Consider the following 12,579-nt stretch of genomic DNA (forward strand, 5'->3'; position numbering starts at 1 on the left):
TCTGTCGTTTCGATGACAGACGGCTCACAATAACGCCCGTTAGGCTGTCGGCAATTGAACCACATCAAAACGATCCGGGGTGCATGCACCGCGGTCGACAGTAAACGGGAGACAGGATCATGACGCAGATGTTCGAGGCCGGGCTCGGCCGCCGCGATGCCAACTACGTGCCGCTCACCCCGATCGACTTCCTGGTCCGGACGGCCGAAGTCTATGGCGAGCGCCTTGCGATCGTGCACGGCGACGTGCGGCAAACGTGGGGCGAGACCTATACGCGTGCGAAGCAGCTGGCCAGCGCGCTCGCGCGGGCCGGTGTCGAGCGCGGCGACACCGTCGCGGCGCTGCTGCCGAACATCCCGGCGATGGTCGAGGCGCACTTCGGCGTGCCGATGGCCGGCGCGGTGCTGAACACGATCAACACGCGGCTCGACGTGCCGTCGGTGATCTTCATGCTGCGTCACGGCGAGGCGAAGGTGCTGATCGTCGACACCGAATACGCGGAGCTCGCGCAGCGCGCGGCGCTCGAGGTGCCGGGCCTGAAGATCGTCAGCGTCGCCGATGCGATGCCGGCCGATCCCGAGCGTTTCGCGGGGGCGACCGACTATGAGGCGTTCGTCGCCGGCGGCGACGCCGACTACGCATGGACACAGCCCGGCGACGAATGGGATGCGATCGCGCTGAACTACACGTCCGGCACGACCGGCGACCCGAAGGGCGTGGTCTACCACCATCGCGGCGCGTATCTGGCGGCGATCAGCAACATCCTCGAATGGGACATGCCGAAGCACGCGGTGTATCTGTGGACGCTGCCGATGTTCCACTGCAACGGCTGGTGCTTCCCGTGGGCCGTCGCGGCGCGCGCGGGCGTGAACGTGTGCCTGCGCAAGTTCGACGCGAAGACCGTGTTCGACCTGATTCGCCGCGAACGCATCACGCACTATTGCGGCGCGCCGATCGTGCAGAGCGCGATCGCGAATGCGCCGGCCGAATTCCGCGAAGGGATCGACCACACGGTGCACGCGATGGTCGCGGGCGCGGCACCCGCGCCGGCGGTGATCGCGAAGATGAAGGAGATCGGTTTCGACCTGCTGCACGTGTACGGGCTGACCGAGGTCTACGGCCCCGCGACCGTGTGCGCGAAGCAGTCGCACTGGGAAGCGCTGCCCGATGAAGAGCGCGCGCGGCTCAATGCGCGCCAGGGCGTGCGCTACCACCTCGAAGCGGGCGCGACGGTGCTCGATCCCGATACGATGGCGCCGGTGCCGGCCGACGGCGAGACGCTCGGCGAGATCATGTTCCGCGGCAACATCTGCATGAAGGGTTACCTGAAGAACCCGCACGCGACCGACGAGGCGTTCCACGGCGGCTGGTTCCATACCGGCGATCTCGGCGTGCTGACTCCGGACGGCTATATCCGCATCAAGGATCGCCGCAAGGACATCATCATCTCGGGCGGCGAGAACATCTCGAGCATCGAGGTCGAGGACGCGCTGTACCGGCATCCGGCCGTCGCCGTTGCGGCGGTTGTCGCGATGCCCGACCCGAAATGGGGCGAGGTGCCGTGCGCGTTCGTCGAGCTGCGCGAAGGCGCGCGTGCGACCGAGGAGGAGATCGTCGCGCACTGCCGGCAACTGCTCGCGGGCTTCAAGGTGCCGAAGGTCGTGCGCTTCGGCGAGCTGCCGAAGACGTCGACCGGCAAGATCCAGAAGTTCCAGCTGCGCAATGCGGTCGGATCGGACAAGGCGATCGACCTGGCGGGCGACAAGAAGTAGGCGGCGAGCGGCCACCGCTCGCCGCCGGTCGACGCTCATGCGTCGCGCTCGAGCCGGAACACGCTGACGGCTTCGGACAGTTGCGCGGCCTGGTCGCGCAGTGCGACGGCCGCGCGTTCGGCATCCGAGATCAGCGTCGCGTTCTGCTGCGTGGCCTCCCCGATCTGCGTGACGGCCTGGTTCACTTGCTCGATACCGGCCGATTGCTCTCGCGATGCGGAGCTGATCTCGCCGATCAGCGTACGGACCTGATCGACGCGGGCGACGATGTCGCGCATCGTGCCGCGCGCCGCGTCCGCGATTCGGTAACCCTGTTCGACGGTCGTCGACGATTCGGCGCTCAGCGCGTCGATTTCCTTGACCGCGGCCGCGCTGCGCTGCGCGAGCGCGCGCACTTCGGCCGCGACCACCGCGAAGCCCTTGCCGTGCTCGCCCGCGCGCGCGGCCTCGACGGCTGCGTTCAGCGCCAGGATGTTGGTCTGGAACGCGATGCCTTCGATCGCGCCCGTGATTTCGGCGATCCGGCGCGTTGCGCGGCCGATTTCGTCCATCGTCGAGACCACGCGCTGCACTGCCGCGTCGCCGTCGGTCGCGGCGGCCGATGCGTTCTCGACCAGCGTGTTCGCTTGCGCCGCGTGCTCGGCGTTCTGCTGCACGGCGGCCGTGATCTGCTCCATGCTGGCCGCCGTCTGCTCGACGCTGCTCGCCTGCGTCGCGATCCGCGCGGCGATGTCGCCGCTGCCGGCCGCGATGCCGACCATGCCGCGCGCGATGCCGGCCGAGCCGCTGCGCACCTGCGCGACGATCCGCGCCAGACCGTCGCCGATCCCGTCGACTGCCTGCACGAGCCGGCCGATCTCGTCGTTGCGCGTGGCGCCGCGTGCCGCCTCGCCGTCGCGGATCCGCACGCTGAGGTCGCCCGCCGCGTAGCGTTCGGACGCGCGTGCCGCCGCGTCGAGCGGCCGGCTCACGACGCGCTTCACGACCACGACGAACAGCGCCGCGAACGCCGCGACGAGCACGCCGGCGATCATCAGGAAGCGGTCGCGGAGGGCGCGCATGCCGGCCAGCAGTTCATCGTCGATTGCGATGCCGCCGACCAGCCACTGCCATTGCGGAATCGTTGTAAACGACACGAATTTAGCGGTTGGCTGGCCGTCGTGCGCGGCCGGGTCGGCCGACGTATACGCGAGCCGGCCGTGGCCGGCCGCGAGCATCTGCGTGTACGGCGCGCGCGTGTCGTCGGCGCGTTGGCCGGCTGCATCGGGATGGACGACGAAGGTGCCGCGCGATGCACCCTGAGAGGCGTCGAGCACGAAGTAGTAGCCGTTCTCGCCGACCTTCAACGCACGGATACCGTCCTGGACGACTTGCAGTTCGGCGCCGACGTCGAGACCGACGAACAGCGCGCCGATCACACGGCCGGTTGCATCGGTGACCGGCTTGTACTGCGTGATGTACTGCCGACCGAACAGTTTGGCGAGGCCCGTGTAGCTGCGCCCGGCGACGAGCGGCGCGTACGCGGGGCTCGCGCGATCGAGGCGCGTGCCGACCGCGCGTGCCCCGTCCTGTTTCTTCAGCGACGTCGTGATGCGTACGAAATCGTCGCTGTCGCGCGCGAAGATCGTCGCGATCGCGCCGCTTTTCTTCAGGAATTGGTCGGGAATCGAGTAATCGAGGTCGAGCGGTTGGCCGCCCGCGGAAAGCGTGGGCGCGGCGACACCGCCGATGTCGACGGTGCGCGCCGGGTCGAGCGAGAAATCGGCCGGCAGGAAACTCGCGAACAGCGACATCGAGCGACTGGCTTCGGCCGACAGCGCCTTGTCGAACATCTCGACCATCGCACGGATCGACTGCTCCTTGTCGGCGATTCGCGCGTGCGCCTCGTCCGCGAGTTGCTGGCTGGCGAAATGGGCGAGCGCCCACGCGAAAACGGTGAACAGCAGTGCGACGAGCGTGCACGCCAGCGCGGCAAGGCGCGCGCCGACGCTCACCCGGCCCAATTGGGTCAATCTCATACGGCATCCTGAGTGGGGAGGGAGAGGAGCGGAACGCACGCGTCACCGCACACCGTAAGGAATACGGCAGCTTCGGCGGATTCTTTAGCGGTGCGAGGCCGGTGGCGGCGCGGGCAAGCGCCGTCGGAGGAGGAAAGGTCGCGTCAGTACCGTCAGTACGTCACGAGCCACGCGACGGCCAGGTAGCGGCCGACCTTCGCGAGCGTGACGATTGCGAGAAAGCTCGGCAGCGGCTCGCGCAGCACGCCGGCGATCATCGTCAGCGGATCGCCGATCACCGGCGCCCAGCTCAGCAGCAGCGACCAGCGGCCGTAGCGTGCATACCAGCGCTCGGCGCGCGCGAGCGCGGACGGCTTGACCGGAAACCAGCGGCGGTCGCGGAAGTGCTCGATGCCGCGCCCGAGCGCCCAGTTGATCGCGGAGCCGGCGACGTTGCCGATGCTCGCGACGAGCACCAGCGCCCACACGGGTTCGCGCCCGGCGAGCAGCAGGCCGGCGAGCACGGCTTCGGACTGGAGCGGCAACAGCGTCGCGGCGACCATCGACACGGCGAACAGGCCGCCGTAAGTGAGCAATTCGGACATCGCGCGATTGTACCGGCCGAGCACCGGCCGCCGTGGGGCACATTGTCGGCGGCTCGACGGCTCAATGGCTCAACGGCTCGACGGCTCGACGGCTCGACGGCTCGACGGCTCAACGATTCAACGATTCAGCGGTTTAGCGACTCAATGGGTCACTGGCTCAGCGGTTCACTAGGGCAGGCGGCATCGGCGGTCCCGAACAGCAGATGCGAGATCACCGACTTGCCGACGGGTTCGTCGATGAGCGCGCACGCGAGCAGTTCGCCCGCGAGCTGCTGCGGCGAAAACACCGTATCGGGCTTCGGCAGGCGCAGCCGTTCGAGGTTGCGCTGCTTGCTCAGTTCCAGCCGACCATGATCGCGCCCATCCCGACGAGCAGCCCGCCCGTCACGCGATTCATCGCGCGCATCCGCGCCGGCCGTTGCAACGCGCGGCTCAGCCGGTGCGAGAACAGCGCCATCGACGCGACGCCGCCCGCGAACAGCAGCGCGAACGTCGCGGCGAGCAGCAGGAATTGAAGATTCAGGCTCCAGTCGGCGTTCGGGCTGATGAACTGCGGAAAGAACGACGGAAAGAACAGTAGCGTCTTCGGATTCAGGCCCGACGTCGCGACGCCGCGCCAGAACAGCGCGCGTCCGGTGTCGGTGTCCCGCGGAACGATCGCGGCGCCGGCTTTCGCCGAAGCGGCGGGCGCATTGGCCGGCGCGCGGCTGAGCCATTGCTTGCCGCCGAGCCACACGAGATACGCGGCGCCGGCCCAGCGCAGCACGGTCAGCGCGTGTTCGTCGAGGTGGACCAGCGAATTCAGGCACAGCGCGGTCAGCGCGAGTTGCAGCAGTACGGCGAGCGTGCCGCCCCACACGCACGGCAGCGCGCGGCGCCAGCCGGCGCGCAGCGCCTGGTTCATCGTGAGCAGGTTGACGGGGCCGGGCGCGTAGATGAGAACGACGGAAGCAGCGAGGAACGACAGATAAAGCCTGAACGACATGACGGGAAGTGCGAGAACGGGGATACAGGCACCGGCTCCGCACGCGGTCGGATAGGCGTGCGGGCGGCGGAGGAATCGCATGCCTGCTTGTCCGGCACCGCAACTCGTGATTGCGGCCGTGCGTCCCGGTGCGAAGGGGTTGTCGCGGGGATCGTGCCGGGCAACAGGCATGGTGAAAATGTATCAAGCGAGCCGGTTAAAAGGCTTCCTGTTTTCCAGTAAAACGGGCCTGAAACCGGAATCCTGTTCAGATAGAATGCCAATTTTCAGTAGAAGATTCTTTTTGCCATGACTATCCGCGAACGCACGCCTAAAACGCTCGACAATCAGGACCGCAAGATCCTTGGTGCATTGCAGAAAAATGCGCGGCTGTCGAACGCCGAACTGGCCGAACAGATCGGCATGTCGACGACCGCATGCTGGAACCGCACGCGGCAGCTCGAAGCCGACGGCTACATCGACGGTTACGTCGCGCTGGTCAACCAGCGCATGCTCGGCTACGCGGACATCGTGATCCTCGAAGTCACGCTCGATCGCCACGAAGACGATGCGCTCGCGCGTTTCGGCGCCGAACTGGCGGCGCTGCCGGAAGTGCTCGAGGCGTATCTGGTGTCGGGCGAATATGACTACTGGATCAAGGTTGCCGTGGACGGCACGGCCGGCTACGAGCGTTTCCTGCGCGAAAAGCTGTACAGGATCTCGAGCATCCGTCACAGCCGCTCGATGTTCGCGCTGCGCTGCATGAAGGACGTGCCTTCGATCCAGGTGTGAACGTTCGGGGTGTGGGGCGCTGCGCGCGCGGTATTGCGCGTGTTGTCGGTCGCCCGCGATCGGTGTGCCCGCCCGTCGTCGACGCGCGATGCGCACGGGCCCGCGCTCGCACCGAGCCGGAATGGAAAGCACGACGAAAGCACTTGAAATGCCTTCGGCAAGGTTCGCGTCACCGGTGGTTCATTCACGGTCATTATCCTGCTGTTCGTTACGAATTATTACTGCCCGTTACGGCGGGCCGGTGAAAACGTTCTCATCCGACGAACAGGAGCATCCGTGTACAAGATTCTCGTCCTAGCCGGAGCGGTTGCCGCGGCATTGACCGCGTGCAACAGCGATTCCGTGAACACGACCGCGACGCTTGGCGACACGACGTCGACGCTACTGTCGACCGGACAGCGCATCACGCCGGCGGCCGCGCCCGGCACGACGCTCGTCGCGCTGAATCCGGGGCTGCAGGATGTGCCGGACCTGATCGCCGGCCAGCCGGTGTCGGAGGCGCTGAGTCCGGACCGCAAGACGCTGCTGGTGCTGACGAGCGGCTACAACAACAGGCTGGACGCGGGCGGCAAGCTGATCAATGCCGATTCGAACGAGTATGTGTTCGTGTTCGACGTGTCGGGCGGCACGCCGGTGAAGAAGCAGGCGCTGCCGGTGGCGGACACCTACGTCGGCATTGCTTTCGCGGCGGACGGCCAGCATTTCTACGTGACCGGCGGCGGCGACGACAACCTGCACGTGTTCGCGTTGTCGCAGGGCGTATGGGGCGAAGCCGGCGCGCCGATCGCGCTGAATCACAAGGGCGGCAACGGCCTCGCCAGCTCGCCGCTCGCGACCGGCGTCGACTTGACGGCGGACGGCAAGCGCGCGGTCGTCGCGAACCGCTATCACGACAGCGTCACGCTGGTCGATCTCGCCGCGGGCGCCGTGCTCGCCGAACGCGATCTCCGCCCGGGCAAGAGCGGTGGTGCGTCGGGCACGCCGGGCGGCGAATATCCGAACGCGGTGCGCATCGTCGGCAACAAGACGGCCTACGTGTCGAGCGAACGCGATCGGGAGGTTGTCGTCGTCGATATCTCGACCAATGCGCCGCAGGTCGTCACGCGTATTCCGGTCAAGGGCAACCCGAACAAGATGGTGCTGAACCGGGCGCAGACGCGCCTCTACGTCGCGTCAGACAACGCCGACATCGTGTCGGTGATCGATACGGCATCGAACAAGGTCGTGTCGAGCGTGTCGACGGTTGCGCCTGCGGGGCTCGTCACGGAAATGCAGTATCGCGGCGCGTCGCCGAACGGGCTCGCGCTGTCGCCGGACGAAACCGCACTGTACGTGACCAATCGCGGCACCAACGACGTCGCGGTCGTATCGCTGTCCGGCGATACGGCGAAAGTGACCGGACTGATTCCGACCGGATGGTATCCGTCCGATGTCGCGGTCGGCGCGAACAACGCGCTCTACATGGTCTACACGAAGAACATGCCGGGGCCGAATCCGGGCAACTGCAAGGACAGCGGCCGGACCGTGCCGTGCCCGGTCAAGAACTCGCCCGTGCACCTGGTGGAGAACCAGTACATCGAGCAGTTGAGCAAGGGCGGCTTCATGTGGATGCCCGCGCCGGATAGCGCGACGCTCGGTCTGCTGACGAAGCAGGTTGCCGACAACAACAGCTTCAATGCCGCGCTCTCCACCGCCGACGTCGCGACGATGAACGCGCTGCGACAGAAGATCAAGCACGTGATCTATATCGTCAAGGAGAACCGCACGTATGACCAGATCCTCGGCGATCTGGGCCGCGGGAACGGCGATCCGTCGCTGGCCGAGTTCCCGGACGCGACGACGCCGAGCATGCACGCGCTCGCCAAGACGTTCGTCACGCTCGACAACTTCCACGATTCCGGCGACGTGAGCGGCAACGGCTGGCCGTGGTCGACCGGCGCGCGCGAATCCGACGCCGGCGCGAAGATGCTGCCCGTCAACTATGCCGGCAGCCCGGTGCGCAGCGGCTCGCGCGGCGGCTCTTACGACTGGGAAGGCCAGAATCGAAACGTCGACGTGGGCCTGACCGGCGCGCAACGCACGACGGCGAACCCGCTCACGCCGGCCGACCCCGACCTGCTGCCCGGCACGGCCGACGTGTCGGCGCCGGACGGCCCGTCCGACGCCGTACAGCAGGGCTATATCTGGAACGCCGCGTTGCGCGCGGGCCTGACGGTGCGCAACTACGGCTTCTTCATGGATATCTCGCGCAACGGCGGCCCGAACGCGATTCCGATGGATCGCGCGCCGTTCGCCGACAACAAGGTGCAGGGGTACAGCGTGACGCCCGCGCTCGTCGATCGCACCGATCCGTATTTCCGCGGTTATGACAACGCGTATCCGGACCTGTACCGCGAGCTGGAGTGGGAGCGCGAATTCAACCAGTTCGTCGGCAACGGCCAGATGCCCGCGCTGACGCTGTTGCGCCTGCCGCATGACCATACCGGCAGCTTTGCGTCGTCGCTGGACGGCGTCAACACGCCGGAGCTCGACATGGCCGACAACGACTATGCGGTCGGCCGCGTCGCGCAGGCGCTGGCGAACAGCCCGTATGCGTCGGACACGCTGATCTTCATCGTCGAGGACGATGCGCAGGACGGACCGGACCACGTCGACGCACATCGCAGCACGGCATTCGTGATCGGGCCGTACGTGAAGCAGAACGCGGTCGTCAGCACGCATTACACGACGGTCAACATGATCCGCACGATCACGGAGGTGCTGAATCTCGATCACCTCGGGCTGTTCGACGCGACGCAAGGGCCGATGACCGACGTGTTCGACATGAGTCAGTCGAAGTGGACGTACAAGGCGGTCGCGTCGGGCCTGCTCGCGAATACGCAGTTGCCGATCCCGGCGGGCGACATCAAGACGGCCGCGTTGAAGCCGACGCACGGGATGCGCTACTGGGCAGCGGTCACGCGCGGGATGGACTTCTCGGTCGAGGACCGGCTCGATGCGGTCGCGTACAACAAGGTGCTGTGGAAGGGGCTGATGGGTGCGAAGGCGTACCCGGTGCGGCCGGGCGACACGCAGCAGGCGACGCGGCGGCACGACGACGATGACGACGCGCGGTCGACGACCGCGAAGCATGCGGTGAAGGGCTGACGCCGGCCCGTCGCGGGAACCTGGCCGGGAGACCGGCGCAGGCCGCGGCGGACAGCATGCCGGATTACGAATGACGGTCCGCTCGACGGACCGTCATTCATTTCAAACCTGTGCAGCGCCGGTCGTTCCGCTCAGCGCGGGAGGCGCGCGTGTGCTTCGGCGATGACTTCGCAGTTCTCGAGGTGAAGTTGCCAGGCTTCTGCAAGCAGCTCGCCAACACGTGCGAGCCAGCCAGCGGATTGGGTGGAACGATCGGAGACATTAGACGTTTGCATGACGAAGCCCCATATAGGTGGCGAGTTAGGGATAACCCTAATCATAGCGAAGCACCACCGCTTTGTGAAATGCGATTTCGTTATATGAGAATTACTGACAATTTGTGTTGCTGCTTTGCAACATGGATTGGGGTGGTCCGTCAGGTAGCGGACAGACGCGAGAAGGCCGTGGCAAGCACACGGCCTTCAACGAGAAAGAGAGGGGAATCGAGCGACGGAGAGGAAGGCGGCGTCGATTACCGGCCGATCCACCCGAACCGCCACGACAGCCGCCGCGTCGCGGCGAGCAGCGTCTGCGCGAGGTCGCTGTCCGGCCCGCGCGGGAAGCCGCGCGACGAGCCGATGATCGCAATCACGAGCCGGATGCTGCCGGTGTGATCGAACACGGGCGCGGCGACCGTTCCGATGCCCGGCACCGGCGCGTCGAACGCGAAATCGAGCGCGTCCGAGCGGATCGCCGCGAGCCGCGCGCGGAATGCGTCGTCGGCCTGCGCGGGGCCGCTGCCGGCGAGGCGCACGGGCTCGTTGGCGAGCAGGTCGGCCAGCACGTCGTCGGACATGCCGGCCGCGAAGATCCGGCCGATCGCCGTATTGACGAGCGACATCACGGTGCCGACCTGCAGGCTCACGTGCTGCGGCCGCGCCGATTCCTCGAGGCGGATCACGGTCGGGCCGAGCGGGCCGAGCGTCGCGGCGGCCACGCTCATGTCGGTCGCGGCGGCCAGCGCGACGATCTCGGCTTCCGCGTCGCGCGTCGGCGACACGCGCTGCATCGCGATCAGGCCGAGCGCCTGCCCGAGCGGGCCGCCGTCGAAGCAGCCGGCGTCGTCGCGGCTCAGCAGGCCGACCTTCTGCAGGCTGACGAGATGCGGAAACGCTTTTGCCGCCGGCATGCCGGCCGCCGCCGCGAGATCGCGCAGCGGCAGCGCGCGGCCTGCCGATACCAGCGCGAGCAGCAGCTCGCCGGTGCTGTCGAGCGCGTTGATCCCGCGCTGCGCTTTCGCGTCGTCGGCCAGCGCGGGCGGCACGCGCGGTGCGCCCGCCGAGGGGACGGGCGGCGGTTCCGAAACTGCCGCGCCGAGCGATGCGGTGGCCTGCCGTGCCGCATCGCGCAGGGCGGTCGCGATCGGGCCGTCCCAGCCGACATCGATCGACCCGCTCGAACCGATCACCGTCAACGCGAGCTGCAGGCGCCCGTGCGCGTCGAGTACCGGCACGGACATCGCGCTGACGCCGGGGCTCGGCCGGTCGACGCTGCGTTCGATGCCGCGCGCGCGGATCGTGTCGAGTTCGGCCAGTTGCGCTCCGGCATCCTGCGCGGGCTGCGTGCCTTCGGCACCCGCGAGCGTGTCGCCCGCGCCGGCCTGGCTGGCCGCCATCGCGTCGAGTTGCGCGGGATCGCCGAACGCGCGGAACACGCGGCCCGTCGCCGTCGTGTCGAGCGACATCACCGAGCCGACGTGCAGGTTCACGTGCAGCGGATAGCCGCCGTGCTCGATGCGCACGATCGTCGGGCCGAGCACGCCCGGCACCGACAGCGCGACGCTCAAGCCCACCGTTTCCGCGAGCCGCGCCGCGTGCGGCAGCGCCGCGCGGTAGGCCGGCTGGCGCTCGATCGACATCAGCCCCAGCCGCAACGACAACGGGCCCGGCTCGTAGTTGCCGGTGATCGCGTCGCGCTTCACGAGCGCGAGCCGCGTCAGGCTGACGAGATAGGTATGCGCCTGCGCGGTCGACAGGTCGGCTGCCGCGGCCAGCTCCGACAGGCCGAGCGGCTTGCGCCGGCGCGCGAGCGCGTCGAGCAGCCGGCCGCCGACCTCGACACTCTGGATCCCGCGCTGCGCCTTGGGCGGCGCGTCGTCTGCGCTGACTTCGTGGTTCTGCACGCGATGAATCTTCCGTTGACGAAACCCCGCATGGTATCCGACGCCATTTATCGCGCCAGCCCGCAGGTTTACCCGCATTAAACAATAGCAAGCGACTTTGTCATTGACAAATAATCGATGCGGGAAGATGATCCGTTCACACCCTCCTCAACACATGGCTCGCAGCCACGGAACGCAACATGGCCAAAGCATTCGCCTCCCAAGCCGATCTGGAAGAGAAGAAAGTCACCTGGACGAAGCTGTCCGAGAACGCTTACGCGTACACCGCCGAGGGCGACCCGAACTCGGGCGTGATCGTCGGCGACGACAGCGTGCTGATCGTCGACACGACCGCGACGCCCGCGATGGCGCAGGATCTGATCGCGAAGATCCGCAGCGTGACCGACAAGCCGATCAAGCACGTGGTGCTGTCGCACTACCACGCGGTGCGCGTGCTCGGCGCGTCCGCGTATTTCGACGAAGGCGCGCAGCACGTGATCGCGAGCCGCGGCACGTACGAGATGATCGTCGAGCGCGGCGAGGCCGACATGAAGTCGGAGATCGAGCGTTTCCCGCGCCTGTTCGCCGGCGTCGAGACGGTGCCCGGCCTGACCTGGCCGACGCTCGTGTTCGAGCGCGAGATCACGCTGTTCCTCGGCAAGCTCGAAGTGAAGATCATGCATGTCGGTTCGGGCCATACGAAGGGCGACACGATCGTCTGGCTGCCGTCGCAGAAGGTGCTGTTCTCGGGCGACCTCGTCGAATACGACGCCGCGTGCTACTGCGGCGACGCGCAGCTCGAACAGTGGCCGGCCACGCTCGAGGCGCTGCGCGCGCTCGGCGCCGAGAAGCTCGTGCCGGGCCGCGGCCCCGCGCTGCTGAATCCGGCCGATGTAAACAAGGGCCTCGACTACACGAAGGATTTCGTCACGACGCTGCTCGCGCAGGGTCGCAAGGCCGTGGAGCGCAATCTCGACCTGAAGGCGTCGATGGCGCTCACGCGCGAAGCGATGGATCCGAAGTTCGGCCACGTGTTCATCTACGAGCACTGTTTGCCGTTCGACGTGTCGCGCGCGTTCGACGAGGCGAGCGGCATCAAGCATCCGCGCATCTGGACTGCGCAGCGCGACAAGGAAATGTGGGCCGCGCTGCAGGACTGAGC

General features: G+C 67.3%; 8 protein-coding genes and 1 pseudogene. 4 read left to right on the top strand and 5 right to left on the bottom strand.

Annotated elements, in window-relative coordinates:
• The first annotated feature begins 119 nt into the window (after positions 1-119).
• Positions 120-1,772 carry an acyl-CoA synthetase gene (locus tag OEJ37_RS19635; RefSeq protein ID WP_174418005.1) on the top strand — a complete coding sequence of 551 codons (1,653 nt, stop codon included), beginning with the start codon at positions 120-122 and terminating at the stop codon, positions 1,770-1,772.
• Positions 1,773-1,807: 35 nt separating this feature from the next.
• On the opposite strand, the gene OEJ37_RS19640 is transcribed toward OEJ37_RS19635, so the two are convergent.
• The 4 genes and pseudogenes from OEJ37_RS19640 to OEJ37_RS19655 all read right to left on the bottom strand — a co-directional run bounded on the left by OEJ37_RS19640 (position 1,808) and on the right by OEJ37_RS19655 (position 5,359).
• Entirely contained in the window at positions 1,808-3,790 is a 1,983-nt protein-coding gene (locus OEJ37_RS19640; protein WP_263345158.1) for a methyl-accepting chemotaxis protein, read from the bottom strand.
• Positions 3,791-3,942: 152 nt separating this feature from the next.
• Positions 3,943-4,374, bottom strand: coding sequence for a YqaA family protein (locus tag OEJ37_RS19645; protein WP_263345159.1), 432 nt, complete (start codon positions 4,372-4,374; stop codon positions 3,943-3,945).
• Between the two features lie 149 nt (positions 4,375-4,523).
• Positions 4,524-4,712, bottom strand: a pseudogene (locus tag OEJ37_RS19650) (hypothetical protein); the annotation flags it as partial.
• Positions 4,709-5,359, bottom strand: coding sequence for a LysE family translocator (locus tag OEJ37_RS19655; RefSeq protein WP_263345161.1), 651 nt, complete (start codon positions 5,357-5,359; stop codon positions 4,709-4,711). The pseudogene OEJ37_RS19650 and the gene OEJ37_RS19655, both read right to left, overlap by 4 nt.
• 288 nt (positions 5,360-5,647) lie before the next feature.
• Here OEJ37_RS19655 and OEJ37_RS19660 point away from each other — a divergent pair, with 288 nt between their 5' ends.
• Together OEJ37_RS19660 and OEJ37_RS19665 are read left to right on the top strand one after the other, a co-directional pair.
• Positions 5,648-6,130, top strand: coding sequence for an Lrp/AsnC family transcriptional regulator (locus tag OEJ37_RS19660; protein WP_174418009.1), 483 nt, complete (start codon positions 5,648-5,650; stop codon positions 6,128-6,130).
• 276 nt (positions 6,131-6,406) lie between these two features.
• A complete protein-coding gene (locus OEJ37_RS19665; protein WP_263345162.1) occupies positions 6,407-9,277 on the top strand; it encodes an alkaline phosphatase family protein in 2,871 nt (956 codons plus the stop codon).
• A 511-nt stretch (positions 9,278-9,788) separates the two neighbouring features.
• On the opposite strand, the gene OEJ37_RS19670 is transcribed toward OEJ37_RS19665, so the two are convergent.
• Entirely contained in the window at positions 9,789-11,438 is a 1,650-nt protein-coding gene (locus tag OEJ37_RS19670) for an IclR family transcriptional regulator (RefSeq protein WP_263345163.1), read from the bottom strand.
• A gap of 179 nt (positions 11,439-11,617) precedes the next feature.
• On the opposite strand from OEJ37_RS19670, the gene OEJ37_RS19675 reads away from it, so the two are divergent.
• Positions 11,618-12,577 (top strand): MBL fold metallo-hydrolase, encoded by a 960-nt coding sequence (locus tag OEJ37_RS19675; RefSeq protein WP_263345164.1) that lies wholly within the window; start codon positions 11,618-11,620, stop codon positions 12,575-12,577.
• Positions 12,578-12,579: the final 2 nt, after the last annotated feature.

The organism is Burkholderia sp. BKH01, from assembly GCF_025685725.1.
GTDB classification, from domain to species: domain Bacteria; phylum Pseudomonadota; class Gammaproteobacteria; order Burkholderiales; family Burkholderiaceae; genus Burkholderia; species Burkholderia pyrrocinia_C.

What these genes read in the sequence shown, in the direction of transcription:
- OEJ37_RS19675 (WP_263345164.1), top strand. Translation starts at nt 11,618, where the DNA reads ATGGCCAAAGCATTCGCCTCCCAAGCCGATCTGGAAGAGAAGAAAGTC.
- OEJ37_RS19645 (WP_263345159.1), bottom strand. Translation starts at nt 4,374, where the DNA reads ATGTCCGAATTGCTCACTTACGGCGGCCTGTTCGCCGTGTCGATGGTC.
- OEJ37_RS19655 (WP_263345161.1), bottom strand. Translation starts at nt 5,359, where the DNA reads ATGTCGTTCAGGCTTTATCTGTCGTTCCTCGCTGCTTCCGTCGTTCTC.
- OEJ37_RS19635 (WP_174418005.1), top strand. Translation starts at nt 120, where the DNA reads ATGACGCAGATGTTCGAGGCCGGGCTCGGCCGCCGCGATGCCAACTAC.
- OEJ37_RS19640 (WP_263345158.1), bottom strand. Translation starts at nt 3,790, where the DNA reads ATGAGATTGACCCAATTGGGCCGGGTGAGCGTCGGCGCGCGCCTTGCC.
- OEJ37_RS19660 (WP_174418009.1), top strand. Translation starts at nt 5,648, where the DNA reads ATGACTATCCGCGAACGCACGCCTAAAACGCTCGACAATCAGGACCGC.